A 21,718-nucleotide genomic window follows, 5' to 3' on the forward strand; every position below is an offset into this window, starting at 1 on the left:
GCCGGCGGCCGGACACACCACTGTAGGCAGTCCGGTCGCCGCTGCGAACGTACGATTGGCAAGGTGCTTATGCGCTGCCGGTATATGCAGCGGTGTGACGGAACGCGGACGGGCGACGCCTGCGCGCCGCCCGTCCGCGGGTTCAACCGACCCGGCCTTAATCGGTCCGCAGTGCCAACGCCGGTGGCGTGGACAGGATGCGTCGCGTGCCCGACCAGCCGGCCAGCAGGCTCAGCGCAAGGCCAAACGCGCCGCCGAGCAGCAGGCGCGGCCAGTCCGGCGTCAATGCGATCTCGAACGCCTTTTGCCCGACCACCGCACCGATCACCGCGGCGGCGGTCACCGCCAGCGTCGCCGCCAGCAGACCGAGCGCGCCGAACTCCACCAGCACCGCACCACGCAACTGGCCGCGCCGCGCGCCCAGCGTGCGCAGCACCGCGCTGTCATAGCGACGCTCGCCGGCGGTGGCCTGCAAGGCCGCCAGCAGCACCAGCACGCCGGCCAGCAGGCTGAAACCCATCACCAGTTGCACCGCCTGCGCCACCTGGTCGATCACCTCGCGTACGCGGCCGAGGATCGCATCGATGTCCAGCACCGAAATGTTGGGGTAGTCGCGGCTCAGCGCCGCCAGCTTGGGTGCATTGCCGGGCGGCAGGTGGAAGCTGGAAATCAGGTTGTACGGCGCATCGCCGACCGAGCCCTGGTTGAGCAGTAGGAAGAAATTGACCCGGAACGAGTCCCAGTCGGCCTTGCGGATGCTGGTGACGGTGAAGCTGCGCTGCTGCTCGCCCAGCAGCAGGGTGATGCGGTCGCCCAGTTTGAGCTGATACCGCTGCGCCCAGCCTTCTTCCACCGAGGCCTCCGGCGCGGTGCTGTCGGCCGCCCAGAACTTGCCTTCCAGCAAGGTGTTTGCCGGCGGAAATGCATGCCGCCAGGAGAAATTGACCGGCCGGTTGTCGCCGTCGCCATCGTCGGCCGGATCGCGGTCGCCGCGCAGTGGCGGCTTGTCGTTGATCGCCACCAGGCGCCCGGTCGAAAACGGCTCCACGGCCGCATCCTGCACACCCAGGCCGCGCAGCGTCTGCAGCACCGGTTCGGTCTGCTCGGGCTGGATATTCATCAGGAAATAGTTGGGCGTGTCCGCCGGCAGCCGATCGCGCCATTGCCCGAGCAGGCCGGGGCCGACCACCGCCAGCAATAGCAGCGCGCACAACGACAGCGACAGCCCGACCAGCTGCACCACGCTCAGCCCGCGGCGCCGCGTCAGCGAGGCCAGGCCCAGCTTCCAGGCGCCGCGCAGGCGGTGCTGGATCGGCCGCAGCAGGGCCAGCAGACCCAGTCCCAGCGCCATCGCCACCAGCGCCAATGCGGCCAGGCCACCCAGCACCCAGCCGGCCAGCACCAGGTTGCCGGTCGCGTACACGGTCAGCGCCAACGTGGCCGCCAATGCCGCGGCGTAGACCAGCAAGGAACTCGGCGGCACCGCGGCAAAGCTGCGGTTGAGCACGCGCATTGGCGGCACGTTGCGCAGCCGCAGCAGCGGCGGCAGGCCGAAGCCCAGCAACAGCACCAGGCCGATGCCTGCGCCCGCCAGGGCAGGGGTGGCCTGCGGCAGCGGCAGCCGGTTCGGGATCAGGCTGCCCAGCGCCTGCACCAGGCCTTCCTGCGCGAGCATGCCTAAGCCGATACCGACCAGGCAGGCAGGGATCGCGGTCAACAGCAATTGCAGCGACAGCATCGCCAGGATGTCGCGCTGACGTGCGCCCAGGCAGCGCAACACCGCCACGGTGTCGATACGCCGCATCGCAAAGCGGTTGGCTGCCAAGGCAGTCGCCACACCTGACAACAGCACCGCCAGCAACGCCGACAGGGCCAGAAAGCGCCCCGCGCGATCGAACGCCGCGCGCATGCCGCGCTGGGTGTCCTCGATGCCGACCAGGCGGTATTCGCTGGCGCGCGGTTTCAGCCAGGCACGCAAGTCGGCGATGGCCTCCGGCGCGCCGGAGAACATCAGCCGATACGAAGCGCGACTGCCCGGGCCGAGCAGGCCGGCACCAGCGATATCGGCGCGATTGACCAGCAGCGGCGGCGACAGCTGCATCAGCTCGCCGGAGGCATCCGGTTCGGCACGCAGCACGCCGGTGATGGTGAGATGGCCGGCGCCGAATTCCAGCTGTTCGCCCACGCGCAGGCCCAGGGCCTCCAGCAGGCGGGGATCGGCATAGGCCTGGCCCGGCGGCGGTGCGCCCGCAGGCTTGCCCTGCATGCCGGCACTGTCCGCGGACACCAGCAATTGCCCACGCAGCGGGTAGCCCGCGCCGACCCCGCGGATATTGGCCATCTGGCTGGCGTCGCCATGGAACAGCACGCTGGGGAAGCTGACCATGCGCGTGCTCTGCAAGCCACGCCGCTGCGCTTCCGCGGCGAAGTCGGCCGGAATCTCCTGGCGGCCGGTCACGCCCAGATCGCCACCGAGCACCTCGGCCGCGCTGGAGGTCAGCGCCAGGGTCACCCGATCGACCAGCGTGCCGACGGCCGTCATCACTGCCACGCCCAGTACCAGCGCGGCAAACACGGTCAGCAGGTCGCCGGCCAGGAATTCGCGGCGCACCGCGCGCGCGGCTTGGCGCAGCACGTTCATGCGGCCGAACCGGGCTGGGCGTGCAGGCGGCCGCTGTCGATGCGGTAGATGTGGTTGCAGCGCTGCGCCAGCGTCATGTCGTGGGTCACCAGCACCAGGGTGGTATCGCTGGTGGCATTGAGCGCAAACAGCAGGTCGCTGATCTGCGCGCCGGTGGCCTGGTCCAGGCTGCCGGTGGGCTCGTCGGCAAACAGGATGCGCGGTTTGGCCACGAAGGCGCGTGCCAGCGCCACACGTTGCTGCTCGCCGCCGGACAGCTGGCGCGGGTAGTGGCGCGCGCGCGCGCTCAGGCCCACCGCCTCCAGCACCTCGCGCACCCGCGCCGGGTCCTCGCGCCCGGCCAGTTCCAGCGGCAGTGCGATGTTTTCTTCGGCGGTGAGTGCCGGCAGCAGATGGAAGCTCTGGAACACGAAGCCCACCTCGCGCGCGCGCAGGGCGGCACGCGCCTCTTCGTCCAACTGGCCCAGCTGCTGGCCGGAGAGCGCGATGCTGCCGCGGCTGGGCAGGTCCAGCCCGGCCAGCAGGCCGAGCAGGGTGGTCTTGCCCGAGCCGGACGCGCCGACGATGGCGATACTGTCGCCTTCACTGACCGTCACGCTGATGTTGTCGAGGATGTGGAGTGTTCCCTCCGGTCCGCTGACGGACTTGCCGACCTCGCGGACGTCGATGGCGGTGCGGGTGCTGGAGCGGGGGGCCAGACTGTCGATGAGGAATCTCCGAATGCGTGAAAGAACACTGCGATATGGCGCGCTGGTCCTGTGGCTGCTGACACTGTCCCTGCTTGCGCCGGGAATTGCCTCTGCCAAAAGTCCGGTGGCGACCGCACCGATCCTGGTGGTCGGCGACAGCCTGAGCGCTGCGCACAACATCCCGGTGCAGTCCGGCTGGGTCACCTTGCTGGACCAACGCCTCAAGCGTGACATGGCGACGCCACCGGCGGTCGTCAATGCCAGCATCAGCGGCGAAACCACCTCCGGTGCGCTGACGCGGCTGCCCGGCCTGCTGCAGAAGCACCGCCCCGGCGTGGTGGTGATCGAACTCGGCGGCAACGATGCGCTACGCGGCCTGACCCCGGCCCAGCTCAAGGGCAACCTGGAAAAGATGATCCAGCTCAGCCAGCAGGCCGGGGCGAAGGTGCTGTTGTTGGGCATCGATGTGCCGCCCAACTACGGCCCCGCCTACCGCGAGCGCCTGAAGGCGAGCTACGCCGACCTGTCCAGGCAGTACAAGACCGCCTTGGTGCCGTTTTTCCTGGAAAAGGTCGCGCTGCAGCCAGGCCTGATGCAGGCAGACGGCCTGCATCCCACTGCCGCTGCCCAGCCCAGGGTGCTGGAAACGGTGTGGCCGGCGCTGCGTCCGTTGCTCGGGCGCTGACAACCGGCGGCCACCGCGCACCGTCACAGAACGTTAGTTGGTCTTCACGCCCTTTCCACTGCCGATCCGGCATGTTTCACAAAGCTGAAGACCGAGGAAAGTCCATGCGTCAGACCAAGGAAACGTCCGGCCTCGTGCTGGTCGTCGAAGACAACCGCAATATCTCTGAAATGATCGGCGAGTACCTGGAAGGCCGTGGCTTCGAGGTCGACTATGCGCAGGACGGACTCGACGGCTACCGTCTGGCCGCCGAGAACAGCTACGACGTGGTCGTGCTGGATCTCATGCTGCCACGTCTGGACGGCATCGAAGTGTGTCGCCGCCTGCGTAACGACGCACGCAAGTCCACCCCGGTACTGATGCTGACCGCCCGCGACACGCTGGACGACAAGCTCACCGGTCTGGGTTTCGGTGCCGACGACTACCTGACCAAGCCGTTTGCGATCCAGGAACTGGAAGCGCGCCTGCGTGCCCTGATCCGCCGCGAGCGCCGCCAGGTCGGTTCGGAAGTGCTCAAGGTCGCCGACCTGGTGCTCGATCCGGTCAGCATGCGCGCCACCCGCGCCGGCACCGAGCTGCAGCTCTCGCCGATCGGCCTGCGCCTTCTCACCATCCTGATGCGCGAGTCGCCGCGGGTGGTCACCCGCCAGGAAATTGAGCGCGAGATCTGGGGCAACGGGTTGCCGGATTCGGACACCCTGCGCAGCCATCTGTACAACCTGCGCAAGATCATCGACAAGCCGTTCGACCGTCCGTTGCTGCACACCGTGCAGAGCGCCGGCTACCGCATCGCCGACATCGCCCAGCCGATGGCCTGATGTCACCGGCCGGCCGCCGTTCTGGCGGCCGGTCACCTCCTTTAGGCGCCCACGCGCCTGTCGCTTCCGCGTGCTGCCGTCTGGCTGCACGACGGGCTTACGGAAGCGTTGCCTATAATCCGGCGCTCTCCCCTGGATGCAGCAATGCCGCACGGGCTTCCACGAAAAATACGTCTCGCCTTCCTGCTGCAGGTCGCCCTGGCGAGCCTGGCGATCGTGCTGGGCGGCTATCTGCTGTCCTTCGTGATCAAGTACAGCCTGGTGCGCACCGTGCTTGCCGACGAGGCAGTGCATTTCTGGCGCCTGCACAAGAGCGCGCCGAGCAATCCGCCGCCGAATACACGCAACATCCAGGGTTATTTTTCCCCTTCCGGCCAGGGCCGCGATCCTGCGCCCGCGGCGTTGCGGCAGTTGTCGCCGGGCTTCAGCGAAGTGGCCGCCGCCGACGCCCTGGTGTATGTCGATCAACGTCCGGAAGGGCGCTTGTACCTGGTGTTCCCACGCTCGCGCGCGGCGCACCTGACACTCTGGTTCGGGGTGGTGCCTGCGATGCTGGTGCTGCTGGCGATCTATGGCGTGTTCTGGGTGACCTACCGGATTTCCAAGCGGCTGGTCTCGCCGATCAGCTGGCTGGCGCGGCGCGTGTCGCAGTGGGATCCGCGCAATCCCGATGTCGACGAACTGGCGCCGGAGCGGTTGCCTGCCGATCTGCAGGGTGAGACGCGGCAATTGGCCGCCGCGCTGCATGCGCTGGGGCAGAGGGTCAGCGACCATGTCGCACGCGAGCGCAATTTCACCCGCGATGCCAGCCATGAGCTGCGCACACCGTTGACGGTGATCCGGGTGGCCAGCGACATGGCGCTGGCCGACGACGAACTGTCGCAGCGCACCCAGCGCAGCCTGCGCCGGATCCAGCGTGCCGGCCGCGACATGGAAGCGGTGATCGACGCCTTCCTGATCCTGGCGCGCGAGGCGGAGATCGACCCGCAAAGCGAAACCTTCGATGCCGCCGAACTGGCCAGCGAGGAAGTCGACAGCGCCCGCGAACTGCTGGGCGACAAGCCGGTGTCCCTGACGATGGTCGGCGACCGCAGCCTGCAGATGTTCGCCCCGCCGCGGGTGATGCGGGTGGTGCTCAGCAACCTGCTGCGCAACGCCTGTGCCTATACCGACACCGGCAGCATCGAAGTGGAAGTCGCCCAGGACCGTATCATCGTGCGCGACACCGGCATCGGCATGAGCGAGGAAGCGCGCGCGCGCGCATTCGAGCCGTTCTTCCGCGCCGATCCCACCCGCCCGCAGGGCACCGGTCTGGGCCTGTCGATCGTGCGCCGGCTGTGCGATCGCTTCGGCTGGCGGATCGAGCTGCATAGCGAGTCCGGTGTCGGCACCTCGGTTGCAGTGGTGGTGGCCTGAGGTAGTGGTGGCGTTAGCGACATGCGGGTCGCCTGGAATCGTCTGCTGACGAGGCAGGCGCGCTGCATGCGCCTGGGGCGCCGTTTGCGGTTGCGATGATGGTGTTTTCGACTGCGCTGCATTGATCCCGCGCGCCGTGGCGATCCACCGCAGACGCCAGCTGCATCTGCGGGATCGCTTGCTGCAATTGATCGACCGATCTGGCAAGCGCCTCGCCAGATCGACCTGCAGGGCGCTACTTCTGCTCCAACACCGGGGCCACCGCCTTGCGCCAGATGGCGTAGCCATCGGCGGTCATATGCAGCATGTCCTGGCGAAACAGCTCGGCGCGCGGTTTGCCGTCGGCGTCGAGCATCGGCGTGTAGACGTCCACGTAGTCCACGTGCGGCAGCGGCGCGAGTGCGTCCTTGATCAGGCGGTTGGCAGTGACGATCGACGGCAGCAGATGCGCGCGCGACGGGCTGGGTTTGATCGACAGATAGCTGATGCGCGCGGTGGGCAGATCACGGCGGATGCGCTGCACGAATGCCAGCACGTCATCGCGCACCTGCTGCGGCGTGCGGCCGCTGTTGAGATCGTTGTCGCCGGCATACAGCACCACCTGGCGCGGCGCATACGGGACCACGATGCGGTCGGCGTACCAGGTGCTGTCGCGCACCTCCGAACCGCCGAAGCCGCGATTGATCACCGGCATGCCGGGGAAATCCTGGGCCAGCGTGTCCCAGAAACGGATCGACGAACTGCCGACGAAGACGATGCCGTGCTTGGGCGGCGGTTGTTGCGCATCGCTGTCGGAAAAGCGCCGCATGTCGTCTTCCCAGGCGGGATTGGACACCTGCGCCGGTATCTGTGGCGCGGTGTGCGGGGCGGCGGCGTGGACGTGGCCGGACAACAAGGCAAGCGCGCACAGCAGCGTGCGCAAGGGATGTTTGGTCATGCGAAAGAACCTGCGACAGTGAAGCGGACCACCATGGTGCGACAGGCTGGAAGCCGAGGGCAAACCGGCGGGCGTTCAGCGCCTGCCACGGGTTGCTCGCAGAGCCTGCCGCCGGGCCTGCACCGGCAATGTGGAAAAGACTGCGCCATGCGGCAGCATCTGACGGCCTTGCAGGCCCAACGCCAGCTGTTGCGGCACTCGGTCACGCCCTGGCGGCGCGCTGCACGACGGTGCAAGATTCGCACTTTCCCCAGCAGTGACCACGCCATGCGTTCGAGCCGTCCCCAGATATGCCCTTGCGGCCGGAAGCACTGACGCATGGCCGATCAACTGGGACACGTGCCACGCGGTCCGCGCCGCATGCTCAAGGCAGCGGTCTGGTCATGGCAGGGCCTGCGCGCGGCATGGCTGCACGAATCCTCGTTTCGGCTGGAGGTGTGCCTGGCGGCAGTTCTGCTGCCGCTGGGGCTGTGGCTTGGCCAGTCCGGCCTGGAACGCATTGCGCTGATCGCGCCGTTGCTGATCGTGCTGGCCGCCGAACTGCTGAACTCGGCCATCGAGGCGGTGATCGAACGTTACGGCCCCGAGCACCACGTGCTGGCCGGCCGCGCCAAGGACATGGGCTCGGCTGCGGTGTTCCTGCTGCTGATCAATGTGCTGCTGTGCTGGGGGCTGATCCTGCTGCCGCGCTTGCTCTGAAGAGTGTGGGCTGCGCGACGCGCAGCTGCCAGTCGGCTTCTGTAGGCGACTGGATTGGCAGGTGCATGGAGACCTTCGTTGCGATGGGACGCACCGGATCGCGCCAGCTGACGTATCAACCTGTCACGCGGCATGCCGCGACTGCTTCTGCCGATGGCCGGGCGTAATAGTGCCTGGTCGAATCGCCTGCCAGGCGCACGCGTGCATGCCGGCTTGACTCGCCGCGTGGCATGCTGCGGCTCTCTTTCAACGGAATCGCCTGCATGCCCGTCCTGATTCGCGCCCTGGTGTTGCTGATCCTGACCGTCTCGCTGTCCGGTTGCGGCTACAACGCGATCCAGCAGAAGGAAGAAGGCGTCAAGGCAGGTTGGTCGGAGGTGCTGAATCAATATCAGCGTCGCGCCGACCTGATTCCCAATCTGGTGCGCACCGTGCAGGGCTATGCCCAGCAGGAGCGCCAGGTGCTGACCGAGGTGACCAATGCGCGCTCGCGGGTCGGGCAGATCCAGGTCAATGCCGACGACGAAGCCTCGCTCAAGCAGTTCCAGCAGGCGCAGGGCGAACTCGGCAGCGCACTGTCGCGCCTGTTGGTGGTCAGCGAAAACTATCCGCAGCTGAAATCCGACCAGTCGTTCCGCGATCTGCAGGTGCAGCTGGAAGGCACCGAAAACCGCATCACCGTGGCGCGCGGTCGCTACATCCAGACGGTGCAGGAGTACAACACCTACATCCGTTCGTTTCCGCAGGTGATCACCGCCAAGATCTTCGGCTACCAACCCAAGCCCAATTTCAGCGTGGAAAACGAGGCGCAGATTTCGCGCGCACCGCAGGTGGATTTCGGTAATCAGCAGGCGCCGCAGCAGCAGCCCGCGCCTGCGCAGTAAGCAATCGCAAACTGCGCGCCATCAACTGCTGCGTGTCGTGCATGGCATGGCGTGGGACTGTTAGCTGGGCCATGTCGACCTATCCATCGTTCGCTGGAGCAATCGACTTCAGACGCGGCACATCAAGCCTCTGCCCTCGGGGCGATAAGGCACGGCTTGCGCGCCGCTGGCGCACGTGCCCTGGAGCGCCCGCGCTGCTAGCGAGGGCCGGGTGGCGGAGCGGGGGAGGGGAGGATATGGGGTGAAGTCCTCGTGCTATTCCAACTGGACGAAGCTTCGCTCGCACCCTCATCCGCCCCTTCGGGGCAGCTTCTCCCGCAGGGAGAAGGATCAGTCAAGCCAGTGCCGATGACGTGTCAGTGCTAATCAGCCAGGAGTTGCGAATGCGGAAGAACTACATGCGGGTGTTCTGGATGTTGGCGCTGTTGCTGTTGCCGGCCTCGCTGCTGGCGCAGGATCTGGCAGCCATTCCGCCACTGCGCTCGCCCGTGGTCGATACCACCGGCACATTGGACGCAACGCAGACCCGGCAACTCGAGCAGCAGGCGCTGGCCTTGCAGCAGCGCAAGGGCGCGCAGTTGCAGGTCCTGATCGTGCCGACAACGCAGCCGGAGCCGATCGAGCAGTACACCCAGCGCGTGTTCGACCAGTGGAAGATCGGCCGCAAGGGCGTGGACGACGGTGTGTTGCTGCTGGTAGCCAAGGACGACCGCCGGGTGCGGATCCAGCCCGGCTACGGCCTGGAAGGCGCGATCCCCGACATCACGGCCAACCGCATCATCCAGGAGTATCTGGCGCCGCGCTTCCGTGAGGGCGACTACGCCGGTGGCATCAGTGCGGCGACTGCGACGCTGGCCGGCCTGATCGAGGGCGAGGCCTTGCCCGCGCCGGTCAGCGGGCACGCCGATGGCGGCGCGGGCAATGGCTCGGGTGGCGGCGGCTGGATCATGGCCTTGTTCATCGGTTTTGTGGTCGCGATGGTGGCGCGCGGCATTCTTGGTGCCCTGCCACGGCCGCTGCGCGCGCTGCTGACCGGCGTCGCCGCCGGTGGCGCCGCCTTGCTGTTTACCTCGCTGCTGTTCGCCAGCGCCGGCGCTGCGGTGATCGGGCTGCTGGCCGGCCTGGCGTCCGGTTCGCCGGGGCGCTTTGTCGGCGGCGGTGGCTGGGGCGGTGGCGGCGGATCATCGGGAGGCAGTGGCGCCTCGGGGAGCTGGTAATGCGGTGGCTCAGGCATGTCTTCGCGCCCTCGGCGCAGCGCAGTTTCCCGGCCGGCTGCATGGACGCGATCGCGGCGGCGGTTGCCGCCAGCGAGCGCACCCATACCGGCCAGGTCATGGTGGCGGTGGAAGCCGACCTGCCGCTGGACGCGCTATGGCGCGGGCACACCGCGCGCCAGCGTGCCGAGCAGGCCTTCGCGCAATTGCGCACCTGGGACACCGAAGCCAATAACGGGGTGCTGCTGTATTTGCTGCTGGCCGACCACGCCATCGAAGTGGTCGCCGACCGTGGGCTGCGCAGCCGGGTGCCGGAAGCGCAGTGGGCCGAGGTGTGCCGGCGCATGCAGCAGTTCCTGCGCGAGGGCGAGCACGAGGCGGCGGTGCTGGCCGGGATCGAGGCGGTAACCGAGCTGTTGACCGAGCATTTTCCTGCCGCTGCCGGCTCCCAGCATGAAGATGAGCTGCCCGATCGTCCCCAGCTCTTAGGCTGAACGCGTGCGAGGTGTCAGAATAGACGCCTCGCTTTTTCGTGATCCGCGGTCCGCATGATCTATCTGCACGCCATCGACCCCATCGCCTTCTCGCTTGGACCGGTGCAGGTGCACTGGTACGGGTTGATGTACCTGGCCGCATTCTTCTCTGCCTGGGCGCTGGGGCGCTCGCGCATCCTGCGCGGCCGCCTGCCGGGCGTGGACATGGACGGATTTTCCGACCTGTTGTTCTACGGCATGCTCGGCGTGGTGCTGGGCGGGCGCATCGGCTACATGCTGTTCTATGCGTTCGACAGCCTGCTGGCCAACCCGTTGATCCTGTTCAAGGTGTGGCAGGGCGGCATGAGCTTCCACGGCGGCCTGCTGGGCGTGCTGATCGCCTGCGGGCTGTGGGCGCGCAAGCACCGGCTGCACTTCTTCGACGTGATGGATTTCGTGGCGCCGCTGGTGCCGCTGGGCCTGGGCTTCGGGAGGCTCGGCAATTTCGTCGGCGGCGAGTTGTGGGGCAAGTTCACCGATGCCGGCTGGGGCGTGATCTTCCCGCTTGCACCGGAACTGGCCGGCAAGTTGCCGGCAGAACTCCAGGCGCAGTACGCCGCCGGTGCGTTGAACCAGTTCGCGCGCCATCCTTCGCAGCTATACGAGGCGGCGCTGGAAGGCGTGGTGATGTTCGTGGTGCTGTGGACCTTCTCGATGAAGCCGCGCGCACGCTATGCGGTGTCGGGGATGTTCGCGCTGCTGTACGGCGTGTTCCGTTTCATCGTGGAATTCGTGCGCGTGCCGGATGCACCGATCGGCTACCTGGCCTTCAACTGGCTGACGATGGGGCAGATCCTGAGCCTGCCGTTGATCATCGGCGGCCTGGTGTTGCTGGCGATGTCGCGCCGCGCGCCGGTGCTGCAGCCGATGCTGGCGCATACCGCGGGCGCGGAGGCGGCCAAGTGAAGCCCTATCTGGACCTGCTGCAGCATGTGCTGGAACACGGCGCCGAGAAGTCCGATCGCACCGGTACCGGCACGCGCAGCGTGTTCGGCTGGCAGATGCGCTTCGACCTCAATGATGGCTTTCCGCTGGTCACCACCAAGAAGCTGCACCTGCGCTCGATCATCCATGAGCTGCTGTGGTTCCTGCAGGGCGACACCAACATCGGCTATCTCAAGGACCACCAGGTCCGCATCTGGGACGAATGGGCCGACGACAACGGCGATCTCGGCCCGGTGTACGGCAAGCAGTGGCGGCGCTGGACCGGCCCGGACGGCGTCGAGATCGACCAGATGCAATGGCTGGTGGACGAGATCAAGCGCAACCCGGATTCGCGCCGGCTGGTGATCAGCGCCTGGAATGTCGGCGAGCTGCCGCAGATGGCCTTGATGCCGTGCCACAGCCTGTTCCAGTTCTATGTGGTGAACGGCAAGCTCAGCTGCCAGCTGTATCAGCGCAGCGGCGACATCTTTCTCGGCGTGCCGTTCAATATCGCCAGCTATGCACTGCTGACGCATATGGTGGCGCAGGCCACCGGCCTGGGCGTGGGCGATTTCGTGCACACGCTGGGCGATGCGCACCTGTATTCGAATCACTTCGCGCAGGCGCGCGAGCAACTGACCCGCACACCGCGCGCGCTGCCGCGCCTGCGCCTGAATCCCGCCGTCAACGACCTGTTCGCGTTCCGCTTCGAGGACATCGCCATCGAGGGCTACGACCCGCATCCGGCGATCAAGGCGCCGGTGGCGGTGTGAGCGTCGCTTCACTGGCTGAGTGATGCCACACATTGATTTGATGTTCGAAGGGATATCGTCCGCTGCATGAAACTTATCCTGATCGTCGCCTTCGACCGCAGCAACGCCATCGGCCGCGACAACGAATTGCCGTGGAAGTTGCCGGACGATCTCAAGCGCTTCAAGGCGCTGACCGTGGGCAAGCCGATCCTGATGGGGCGCAAGACCGCGCAGTCGCTGGGGCGTGCCTTGCCGGGGCGATTGAACCTGGTGTTGACGCGTTCGGGGCAGGTGCCGTTCGCAGACATGCAGGCGGTGGCGTCGCTCGATGAGGCGATTGCGCAGGCCGAGGCGGCCGGTGCACAGGAGCTGTGCGTGATCGGTGGCGGCGAGGTCTATCGCCTGACCATGGAGCGTGCGGACCTGCTGGCTGTCACCGAAGTGGACACCACCGTGGAACGGGCCGACACCTACTTTCCACCGATCGACCCGGCCGTGTGGGAACCGGTGCAACGCGCGTCGCATGCGGCCGATGCGCGGCATGCCTTCGCATTCGATTACGTGGACTATCAGCGGCGCTGAGCTCACTTAGCCGCGCACGCACGATGGTGCTGCCGGGGGCATGCCAGTCCGGCGGTTTCGAGACAGCGATGCAAATCGATGCGCTTGCGTGCCGAAAGGCCCAATGTGCAAGCGTGCCAGTCACGTGGCGGATGCAGGATCAGGCTGATTCGCAAGCGCCGAGGCATTACCCCGGCATGCTGCGGCAGTGCGCCGCCACGCCCGTTACTTAGTCCGCAGTGGCAGCGGGCGGGGCGGCACTGGAAGCGGCGGAGCCGGTGCCTGCGTTCGCATTGTCTCCGCCACCGCCGCGCTGGCGTTGCCGGCGGCGCGGTGGCCGGCTGCGCTGTGCGGTCTTCTGCGGCTGCGTGATCGGGATTCCCGGCACCTGCACCACGCGCAGTTCGTCGGTATCCAGCTGCAAGGCGGTGAGCTTGCCGCCCCATACCGCACCGGTATCGATGGCATGCACGCCCTGGGTGATGGTCAGCCCGAGTGCGGACCAATGCCCACAGACGATCTTGAGATCGCGCTCGACCCGGCCCGGTACTTCGAACCAGGGATACAGGCCCTGCGCCTGGGTACCCGGCGTGCCCTTGTCGTCGGTGGCGATGCGCCCGCGCGGGGTGCAATAGCGCATTCGCGTGAACAGGTTGATGATTGCGCGGCTGCGGTCGTACCCGCTCAGGCCCGGCGACCAGCCCGGCTGATCGCCGTACATGTTGCGCAGCAGTTTGCGATAGCCGCCGCCCTGCAGTTGCTGCTCGACCTCGCGCGCATGTTTCTCGGCCATCTGCGTGGTCCATTTCGGCGCCAGCCCGGCATGGATCATCATCCAGCCCAGTTCGCGGTCCACGTGCGCCAGCTTCTGCATCCGCAGCCAGTCGAGCAGCAGGTCGCGGTCCTCGGCCAGCACGATGCGCAGCAGATCCGGGTTGACCTTGCGCTGTTCCTCTTCCGAACGCGCGCCGATCGCCAGCAGCGACAGGTCATGGTTGCCCAGCACCACCACGCTATGCGCGCGCAGCGAATGCACCAGGCGCAGCGTTTCCAGCGATTGACCGCCGCGGTTGACCAGGTCGCCACAGAACCACAGGGTGTCCTGCGCGGGGTCGAAGTTGATTTTTTCCAGCAGGCGCTGGGTGATGTCGTAACACCCCTGCAGGTCGCCAATTGCCCAGACGCTCATCGCGTGCGCTCCATCAGTCCAGCATCCATCAGTGCAGCGTCCTGGGTACGCTCAGCACGAAGGCGGCGATCGGGGCGGTGAATTCGGTGCCATCGTCGGCCACCATGTCGTAATGACCTTGCATCTGTCCCTGCTCGGTCTCCAGCAGCACGCCGGAGGTGTAACTGAACGCCTCGCCGGGACGCAGCCAGGGCTGTTCGCCGACCACGCCTTCGCCATCCACCCGTTCGGTGCGTCCGTTGGCGTCGGTGATCTGCCAATGGCGCGCGATCAGGCGCGCAGGCACGGCCCCCGCGTTCTGGATGCGGATGCTGTAGGCGAAGGCATAGCGGCCTTCGTCGGGGGTCGATTGATGGGCGAGGAAGCGGGGCGACACCTCGACCTCGACCCGGTAGCGCGGATCATCGTGCATGCGGAAAGTCTAAATAAAACCGTGTGGGAGCGGCGCTCAAGCCGGCTCGACATTGGCCAGGCGGATGAAATCCGCGACCTCGAGTTGTTCGGCGCGAGCATCCGGACGCACCTGCGCGGCCTCGAAGTGGGCGGGCTCGCAGACGTTGGACAAGGCATTGCGCAGGGTCTTGCGACGCTGGCCGAAGCCGGCGCGCACCACGTCGGCAAAGCGCCGCCGATCCCTGATCTGCACCGTGGCCGGATCGCGCGGCACCAGCCGTACCACCGCCGAGTCCACCTTCGGCGGCGGCCGGAATGCGCCCGGCGGCACCACGAACAGCGCGGTGACCTCGCAATACGCCTGCAGCATCACGCTCAAGCGCCCGTACACCTTGCTGCCGGGGCCGGCGGCCATGCGGTCGACTACTTCCTTTTGCAGCATGAAGTGCATGTCGGCTACCGCACCGGCATGGTCCAGCGCGTGGAACAGAATTGGCGAGGAGATGTTGTAGGGCAGGTTGCCGACCAGCCGGATCGGCGTGCCATCGGCCAGTGCAGTGAAATCCACACTGAGCACATCGCGATGGATGATGCTCAGCGCGCCGATCGGTGCGGCGGCGTCGGTCAGTGGTGCGATCAGGTCGCGGTCGAATTCGATCACGGTCAGTGCGCCGTGCTTGCGCAGCAGCGGAAAGGTGATCGCGCCCTGACCAGGACCGATTTCGACCAGGTGCTGGCCGGCGCGCGGGTCCACTGCCTGCACGATGCGGTCGATGTAATACCGGTCGGCAAGAAAGTGCTGGCCAAGCGACTTCTTGGCCGGTGCGCTGAAAGAATGATTCATGTGCGCAGTTTAACGTGGCAGCGCCTGCACGCGGTGCCGGTTCTGCGCATCGCCGGCACGCCAGACGGGCTGCGTGCACGCTGCGCCCCGTCGATTGTTGGCAATCAGGCCTCGCTCAGCCGCGTGCGGCCAGGCGCGCGCATAGCTCGGTCGCCGCCATCAGGCTGGACGGGTCGGCGATACCGCGCCCGGCCAGCTCCAGCGCGGTGCCGTGATCGACCGCCACGCGCGGATAGGGCAGGCCGAGCGTGATGTTGACCGCCTGCTCGAAGCCGCTGTACTTGAGCACCGGCAGGCCCTGGTCGTGATACATCGCCACCACCGCATCGAAGCCGCTGAGCTTCTGCGGCAGGAATGCGGTATCGGCCGGCAGCGGGCCGATCAGCTGCATGCCGTCGCCGCGCAGCTGCTCCAGTATCGGGATGATGACGTCCAGTTCCTCCCGGCCCAGGTGCCCATCTTCGCCGGCATGCGGATTGAGGCCCAGCACCGCGATGCGCGGGTGCTCCAGACCGAAGTCGCGTCGCATCGCGGCGTCGGTGATGCGCAGGCAGCGCGCCACGGCCTCGGCAGTGATCGCATCGGCCACTGCGCGCAGCGGCAGATGGGTAGTCACCAGGGCGACGCGCACGATGGCGTTGGCCAGCATCATCACCACCGGGCAGCCCGCCTGCTCGGCCAGCAGCTCGGTGGTGCCGGTGTAGGGAATGCCGCCGGCATTGATCGCCGCCTTGTGCACCGGACCGGTCACGATGCCCTGCAGCTTGCCGGACAGGCAGTCGCCGGCAGCGCCACGCAGGCCGGCAATGACCGCCGCCGCATTGGCGGGGTCCGCGGTGCCGAAACGGGTCGGCACCGCCTGACGGATCGGATGCAGCGGCAGGTCGCCGGGCGCGCGGGCGCGCTGGTCCGGATCGAGCAGCCGCACAGACAAAGACAGCGCCTTTGCGGCGCTGTGCAGGGTGTCCGGATCGGCGTAGGCGATCAGGTGGGCATCCGAGCGCGGCCGCTGGGCGAGCCGGACGCACAGTTCCGGCCCGATCCCGGCCGGCTCGCCTGGCACCAGCGCGAGCGACGGGAGCATCGAATCAGCGTGTCGGCTGTGCCGGCGGCGGCGTCGGCGCGGCAGGGTCGGCTGGCTTGGCCGGAGCGGCACTGGCATCGCCATCGGCGCGGTCGCCGGTGCGGAAGCTCACGTAGGCTTCGCCACGCAGTTCCTGCAGATAGCGGTTGTACTCTTCTTCCAGCTTGCGGCGGCCGATCGTTTCACGGATCTGCGCACGCTGGCTTTCGGCGCTGACGTCGGTCTGACGGCTGCCCACGCGCTGCACGATGTGCCAACCCGCCTGGGTGCGGAACGGCTCGGACACCGCGCCGTCGGCCAGGCCTTCGACCTGCTTGCCGAAGTCCGGGCCGAATGCGTCGGCGGGGAACCAGCCCAGATCGCCCCCCTGGCCACGGCTGTTGGTGTCTTCGGACGACTCCTTCGCGGTGGCCTGGAAATCGGCGCCACCGACGATGCGCGCACGCAGCGTGTCGATCTTGGCCTTGGCCTGCGCCTCGGTCTGGCTGTCGTTGATGCGCACCAGGATGTGGCGTGCGTTGTATTCGGTGACCAGCTTCTTTTCGCCGCCGGCATTGGCGTCGCGCATTTCCACCAGCTTGAGCAACTGGAAACCGCTCGGGCCGCGCAACGGACCGGCGACCTGACCGGGCTGCATGTCGCGGATCAGCTGGGCGAATGCGTTGGGGATCTCGTCCAGGCTGCGCCAGCCCAGGTCGCCGCCTTCCAGCGCGTTCGGGCTGTCGGAATACCGCACTGCCGCTGCCGAGAAGTCCAGCTCGCCCTTGTCGATCAATGCCTTCACGCCATCGACCTTTTTCTGGCCGGTGGCGATCTGATCGGCCGTCGCGCCTTCCGGCAGGCCGACCAGAATGTGCGCCAGGTGATATTGGCTGCCGGTGGTGGCCTGCTGCGCCAGCGCAGTGTCCACTTCACCTTCGCTCACGCTGATGCGGCTCTGCGCAAAGCTCTGACGCAGGCGCTGCACGATGATTTCGTCACGCACCGAAGCGCGGAAATCGCCATAGCCCATGCCGTCGGCCGCCAGCTTCTGGCGCAGGCCATCGACGGTGGTGCCGTTCTGCTGGGCGATGCTGGCGATTGCCCGGTTGAGTTCCTCGTCGCTGACGCGGATACCGCTGCCATCGGCACGACCGACCTGCAATTTGACCAGGACCAGACGCTCCAGCACCTGGCGCTGCAGGACATCGTCCGGCGGCAGCTGGTTTTCCCGGCCGGCGTACTGCGACTTGACGTTGCGTACGGCGCGATCGAGCTCACTCTGCAGCACCACGTCTTCATCGACGATGGCGGCAATGCGATCCAGCGGCTGGGATTGCTGTGCCGAGGCCAACGGCGAGAGCGTGCTGGTGAGTACCAGCAGCGAGGCAAGAACAACAGAGAAAGGCTTGGTCATGGAATCAAGTTCGGATCGTAATCGTCCGGATTAGTCGTGGTATTGCTGGGCGGGACCAGGTACAGGTCGTCGCGGTAATAGCCGAGAATAGCACGGCGCAAAGTGCGGTCCGTGTTCTGCCCGAACGAGCTCAAGCCCTTCAGCACGAACTCCACCTGGATGGAGTTGTCCATTTCGCCATCACGGTTGCGCACGAACCGGCGCACCAGCGCGCGCACCGCCAGGCAGCAGCTGTCCCACTGCACGCCACCGATCATCTCCAGTGGTTTGCGATCCAGGAGCGAGTAGTAGTAACGGCCGACCGCACTCCAGCTGGGGTTGATCGGGTACAGGAAGGAGAAATCTGCCTGCTCAAGCTGGTCGCTATTGTTGGTCGGGTTACGGCGGTAGCGATACGCAAGATTGATGATGCCGTCGTTGTTGAGCAAATAACGCGTACGCAGGCTGGCCAGATCTTCCTTGCGCGAATTCGGGTTCCACTGATAGGTGGCGCCCATCGACCAGCGGTCGTTGATCATGTAGTTGGCATCTGCCACCCAGGCGGACTTGCCCTGTTCGATGGGTTGTTCGCTGCCGGCGGCCGAATTGGTGCTGTTGTTGATCGTGACCAGCGAATCGTTGAAATACAGGATCTGGCCTGCACTCAGCGACAGCTTCTCGCGACCGTCATCCTGGCGCAGCCAGCGCGAGGTCACCGCCAGGGTCAGCTGGTTGGCATCGTTCTGACGGTCGGCGCCGGTGTAGCGCGAGTCACGGAACAACTGGCCATAGCTGAAGGTGAACGGGCGGGTATCGAAGACCGGCAGATCGTCCTGGTCGCGGTACGGCACGTACAGGTAGTACATCCGCGGTTCCAGCGTATTGAGATAGTTGGTACCGAACAGCGAAGTCTCGCGGTCGAAATACAGGCCGGCGTCCAGCGAGGCGATCGGCAGGCTGCGCGAGGGGGAGCGATCACCGGTCAGCGGCGCGGTGTTGGCCAACGTCGAATCCAGCTGATAGGTGGTGTAGCGCCACGCCACGGTCGGAGTAAAGAACCAGGCTGCGCCGGACAACGGCATCGAGATGTAGGGCTTGATGTCAAGGCGCGAACCGCTGCCATATTCTTTGTTGCGGATATTGGTGCGGACGTAATCGTCATCATCGTCATTGCCGCTGGTGCTCCCGTTCAATGGGGGCCTGACGAAGTAAGAATCATCGTGAGTGAACCGCACTGCCTCGGCATACACGCCGGCCTCGAAGATGCCGAACGGCTTGTCCCAGGTGAAATACGCGCGCGGCTGGCGGTTGTAGGGCAGCGACTGCTCATCCAGCGTGTAGTCGGTGAGCTGCCAGCGGTCGGCCATCAGGCCGGCGGTCCAGGTTTCGCCGGTACCGTAGATGCCCACGGTACTCTGCACGCTAGAGGCCGAGCCCATGCCGTTCAGGCGGCTGGTGAAGTCTTCCACGTAACGCGTATCGCTGACCCAGGAGATACTGCTGCGCGCCTGCCAGTGATCATTGATGTTGTGGTAGCCGCTGTAGAAGACGCTGCCGCGGTCCTTGTCGCGCAACTTGTCGTTGGGCAGGTAGTTGCCGGTGATTTCGCCGCGACCGCCTTCGTACAGGTAGCGGAACTCGGTGCCGAACATGAAACCGCGCTTGCTCATGTAGCGCGGCAACAGGGTTGCGTCGTAGTTCGGCGCCAGGTTCAGGTAGATCGGTTGCAGGTAGTCGAAGCCATTGCGGCCGGACAGGCCGAACTGTGGGAACAGCAGGCCGGTCTGGCGACGGTCGTCGATCGGGAACTTGAACCAGGGGAAATACAGCACCGGCACCTTGCCGATCTGCAGCACGGCGTTGCGGGCGGTGCCGAAGCCTTCTTCGTTGTCGACGTCGATCTCCGGCGCGCGCACGCGCCAGATCGGCTGCGAGGGATCGCAGGTGGTATAGGTCGAGCGGTGCATCTGCCCGACCTGGCCCTGCAGGTCCACCGACTCGGCCGCACCATTGCCGCGCCGGTCCACCAGTTGGTACTGGATATTGGTGACCTTGTGGGCGTCGGTGTCCTGATTGCCTTCGGCGCGGTCGGCGACCATGCGGAAGGAGGTGTCCTGGTAGCGGACATGGCCTTCGGCGATGTAGTTGCCGGTCTCGGTGTCCATGCGCAGGTTGTCGGCGCCCAGGAACTGGTCGCCGCGCTTGAGCGCCACATTGCCCTGGTACTGCGGGGTGGTGCTGGTGCCTGACAGCTGGTCGCCTTCGATGTCGGTCGGCAACTGCTGGCGCATTTCGGCGGCCTTGGCATCTGCGGCGGGCGCGCCGTCGAAGCCTGGCAGCGGATCCACGGCCGGGCACAGTCCCCAGTTCAACGGCTTGTCGGCAGCCATGGCCGGGAGGCAGATGGCGATGCTCAAAGGCAGGGGCAGCAGGCGGAGAACTCGGCGCACGCGTGATTCAACCAATAAAATGGCGACTAGCTTGCCGTATACCCCGCATAGGGGCAATGAAGAGCTCCCTGGTCGGGAGGGCGAGGTTCATCGCGATGGGGGGCGCGAGCAAGGCGCCGGTAGGGTTCAACGCAGCGCGGCCACGTGCGCCACGCTGCTTTCGCGCAAGGCCTGCAGGTCGTAGCCGCCTTCCAGCATGGACACCACCCGGCCACGGGCATGCCGCTCGGCCAGGGTGCGCAGCGCGCCGGTCAGCCAGGCGAAGTCGTCGGCATCGAGCATCAGATCGGCCAGCGGATCGCGCAGATGCGCATCGAAGCCGGCCGAGATCAGGATCAGCTGCGGGCGGAAGGCATCCACCAGCGGCAGCATCTCGTCTTCCCACACGTTGCGGAAGCGCAGCCCGTCGCTGCCTGGTTGCAGCAGCAGGTTGTGGATGTTGCCGATGCCGCGCTCGTAAACGCTGCCCGAGTGCGGATAGAGCCCGGACTGGTGGGTGCTGAGATACTGCACGCTCGGGTCGCGTTCGAAGATCGCCTGCGTGCCGTTGCCGTGGTGGACGTCGAAATCCACGATGCTGATGCGTTCCAGCCCATGCCGGTCGCGCGCGTGCGCGGCGGCCACGGCAATGTTGTTGAACAGGCAAAAGCCCATCGACACCTGCGCGGTGGCATGGTGCCCGGGTGGGCGCACGGCGCAGAAGGCGGTGCGGGTGGCGTCCTGCATCACCGCGTCCACCGCGGCGATGCCGGCCCCGGCCGCGCGCAACGCCGCCGCGCGCGAGCCGGGCGACATCACGGTGTCCACGTCGAGCCGGTGGTGGCCTTCGAAGGCGGTTTCCAGCACCGCGTCGACTTGTTCGCGCTCATGCACCCGGCACAGGTCGCCGAGCTTGGCCAGCGGCGCCTCGCGCCAGTCCAAGTCCGGGAACGCGTCGCGCAGTGCCTCCACCACCGCTTCCAGGCGGGCGGGGCTTTCGGGATGCTCGGGGCCGGCGTCGTGCCCGAGGCAGGCGGGATGGGTAAAGACCAACATGGGGCAAATCTAGCCTGTCCGCCGTGCCATGTGCAGGTCAGCCGCGCCGGCGGTCGTGCCGCCACAGCACTTCCTGCTGGCCATCGGCGCGCGCCAGCACGCGCGCCAGCACGAACAGCAGGTCGGACAGCCGGTTCAGGTAACCGATCGCCTCGCTGCGCACGGTCTCCTGGCGCGACAGCGCAACGGTCTCGCGCTCGGCCCGGCGCACGATGGTGCGGGCCAGGTGGCAGCGCGCAGCGGCCTCGCCCCCGGCCGGCAGGATGAACTCCTTCAGCGGGGGCAGCGTGTTGTTGAAAAGGTCCAGCTGGCGCTCCAGCGCATCGATATCGGCGCTATCGATGGCGGCATGGCCGGGGATGCACAGCTCGCCGCCCAGATCGAACAACTGGTGCTGGACGGTGGTCAGCAGCCCGGCGATCGGTTCCGGCACGCCGGGGGCAGCCAGCAGCACGCCGATGGCGGAATTGGCCTCGTCCACGGTGCCGTAGGCGTTGACCCGCAGCGCATCCTTGCCGGTACGGCTGCCGTCGCCCAGCCCGGTGCTGCCGTCGTCGCCGGTGCGCGTATAGATCCGCGAGAGCCGGTTGCCCAT

At 66.7% G+C, this 21,718-nt stretch carries 21 protein-coding genes; 10 read left to right on the plus strand and 11 right to left on the minus strand.

All coding sequences use genetic code 11. The annotated features are described in order from the left end of the window. Positions 1–157 precede the first annotated feature (157 nt). Both AC1KVE_RS07095 and AC1KVE_RS07100 read right to left on the minus strand, forming a co-directional pair. Entirely contained in the window at positions 158–2,641 is a 2,484-nt protein-coding gene (locus tag AC1KVE_RS07095) for an ABC transporter permease (RefSeq protein ID WP_184457059.1), read from the minus strand. After that, the gene (locus AC1KVE_RS07100) at positions 2,638–3,243 is read right to left on the minus strand and encodes an ABC transporter ATP-binding protein (RefSeq protein WP_345778024.1); all 606 of its coding nucleotides are present in this window, start codon (positions 3,241–3,243) and stop codon (positions 2,638–2,640) included. The genes AC1KVE_RS07095 and AC1KVE_RS07100 overlap by 4 nt, the downstream gene beginning before the upstream one ends. Before the next feature lie 103 nt (positions 3,244–3,346). Here AC1KVE_RS07100 and AC1KVE_RS07105 point away from each other — a divergent pair, with 103 nt between their 5' ends. From AC1KVE_RS07105 to AC1KVE_RS07115, 3 genes are all read left to right on the plus strand, one after another. Then, positions 3,347–4,015, plus strand: coding sequence for an arylesterase (locus AC1KVE_RS07105; protein ID WP_181106135.1), 669 nt, complete (start codon positions 3,347–3,349; stop codon positions 4,013–4,015). A 104-nt stretch (positions 4,016–4,119) separates the two neighbouring features. Further along, the gene (locus AC1KVE_RS07110) at positions 4,120–4,833 is read left to right on the plus strand and encodes a response regulator transcription factor (protein ID WP_002811889.1); all 714 of its coding nucleotides are present in this window, start codon (positions 4,120–4,122) and stop codon (positions 4,831–4,833) included. A gap of 144 nt (positions 4,834–4,977) precedes the next feature. Beyond that, the gene (locus AC1KVE_RS07115) at positions 4,978–6,249 is read left to right on the plus strand and encodes a sensor histidine kinase (protein WP_226426785.1); all 1,272 of its coding nucleotides are present in this window, start codon (positions 4,978–4,980) and stop codon (positions 6,247–6,249) included. 235 nt (positions 6,250–6,484) lie between these two features. Here the strand turns inward: AC1KVE_RS07115 and AC1KVE_RS07120 are convergent, their stop codons facing one another. Next, positions 6,485–7,186, minus strand: a complete 702-nt coding sequence (locus AC1KVE_RS07120) for an SGNH/GDSL hydrolase family protein (RefSeq protein ID WP_481092163.1) — start codon at positions 7,184–7,186, stop codon at positions 6,485–6,487. Positions 7,187–7,504: 318 nt separating this feature from the next. On the opposite strand from AC1KVE_RS07120, the gene AC1KVE_RS07125 reads away from it, so the two are divergent. From AC1KVE_RS07125 to AC1KVE_RS07155, 7 genes are all read left to right on the plus strand, one after another. After that, on the plus strand, positions 7,505–7,885 hold the full coding sequence (locus tag AC1KVE_RS07125; protein WP_184381326.1) for a diacylglycerol kinase: 381 nt from the start codon (positions 7,505–7,507) through the stop codon (positions 7,883–7,885). A 263-nt stretch (positions 7,886–8,148) separates the two neighbouring features. Beyond that, positions 8,149–8,769, plus strand: coding sequence for a LemA family protein (locus AC1KVE_RS07130; protein ID WP_024938291.1), 621 nt, complete (start codon positions 8,149–8,151; stop codon positions 8,767–8,769). A 383-nt stretch (positions 8,770–9,152) separates the two neighbouring features. Then, positions 9,153–9,986: a TPM domain-containing protein gene (locus AC1KVE_RS07135; RefSeq protein WP_481092162.1), complete on the plus strand. Its 834-nt coding sequence runs from the start codon at positions 9,153–9,155 to the stop codon at positions 9,984–9,986. Then, entirely contained in the window at positions 9,986–10,477 is a 492-nt protein-coding gene (locus AC1KVE_RS07140; RefSeq protein ID WP_024938289.1) for a TPM domain-containing protein, read from the plus strand. Before AC1KVE_RS07135 ends, AC1KVE_RS07140 begins: the two co-directional genes overlap by 1 nt. 54 nt (positions 10,478–10,531) lie before the next feature. Beyond that, a complete protein-coding gene (gene lgt / locus AC1KVE_RS07145) occupies positions 10,532–11,422 on the plus strand; it encodes a prolipoprotein diacylglyceryl transferase (protein WP_184457053.1) in 891 nt (296 codons plus the stop codon). After that, complete coding sequence (locus tag AC1KVE_RS07150) at positions 11,419–12,213, plus strand: thymidylate synthase (RefSeq protein ID WP_104555959.1); 795 nt, start codon at positions 11,419–11,421, stop codon at positions 12,211–12,213. Before lgt ends, AC1KVE_RS07150 begins: the two co-directional genes overlap by 4 nt. Positions 12,214–12,279: 66 nt before the next feature. Continuing rightward, complete coding sequence (locus tag AC1KVE_RS07155; RefSeq protein WP_102252696.1) at positions 12,280–12,774, plus strand: dihydrofolate reductase; 495 nt, start codon at positions 12,280–12,282, stop codon at positions 12,772–12,774. A gap of 208 nt (positions 12,775–12,982) precedes the next feature. On the opposite strand, the gene AC1KVE_RS07160 is transcribed toward AC1KVE_RS07155, so the two are convergent. The 8 genes from AC1KVE_RS07160 to AC1KVE_RS07195 form a co-directional block, all read right to left on the minus strand. Further along, positions 12,983–13,942, minus strand: coding sequence for a symmetrical bis(5'-nucleosyl)-tetraphosphatase (locus tag AC1KVE_RS07160; protein WP_184432040.1), 960 nt, complete (start codon positions 13,940–13,942; stop codon positions 12,983–12,985). A 28-nt stretch (positions 13,943–13,970) separates the two neighbouring features. After that, complete coding sequence (gene apaG, locus AC1KVE_RS07165) at positions 13,971–14,354, minus strand: Co2+/Mg2+ efflux protein ApaG (protein WP_039523655.1); 384 nt, start codon at positions 14,352–14,354, stop codon at positions 13,971–13,973. A 36-nt stretch (positions 14,355–14,390) separates the two neighbouring features. Beyond that, positions 14,391–15,179: a 16S rRNA (adenine(1518)-N(6)/adenine(1519)-N(6))-dimethyltransferase RsmA gene (gene rsmA / locus AC1KVE_RS07170; protein ID WP_024938283.1), complete on the minus strand. Its 789-nt coding sequence runs from the start codon at positions 15,177–15,179 to the stop codon at positions 14,391–14,393. A gap of 115 nt (positions 15,180–15,294) precedes the next feature. Beyond that, entirely contained in the window at positions 15,295–16,263 is a 969-nt protein-coding gene (gene pdxA, locus AC1KVE_RS07175) for a 4-hydroxythreonine-4-phosphate dehydrogenase PdxA (protein ID WP_481092161.1), read from the minus strand. A gap of 4 nt (positions 16,264–16,267) precedes the next feature. Then, on the minus strand, positions 16,268–17,659 hold the full coding sequence (locus AC1KVE_RS07180) for a peptidylprolyl isomerase (RefSeq protein WP_104577228.1): 1,392 nt from the start codon (positions 17,657–17,659) through the stop codon (positions 16,268–16,270). Then, on the minus strand, positions 17,656–20,088 hold the full coding sequence (gene lptD, locus AC1KVE_RS07185; protein ID WP_184457048.1) for an LPS-assembly protein LptD: 2,433 nt from the start codon (positions 20,086–20,088) through the stop codon (positions 17,656–17,658). Before lptD ends, AC1KVE_RS07180 begins: the two co-directional genes overlap by 4 nt. Before the next feature lie 126 nt (positions 20,089–20,214). Continuing rightward, on the minus strand, positions 20,215–21,123 hold the full coding sequence (locus AC1KVE_RS07190) for a histone deacetylase family protein (RefSeq protein WP_046345757.1): 909 nt from the start codon (positions 21,121–21,123) through the stop codon (positions 20,215–20,217). 37 nt (positions 21,124–21,160) lie between these two features. After that, positions 21,161–21,718 (minus strand): cob(I)yrinic acid a,c-diamide adenosyltransferase, encoded by a 558-nt coding sequence (locus tag AC1KVE_RS07195; protein ID WP_184381335.1) that lies wholly within the window; start codon positions 21,716–21,718, stop codon positions 21,161–21,163.

The organism is Xanthomonas sp. NCPPB 2864 (assembly GCF_056675615.1).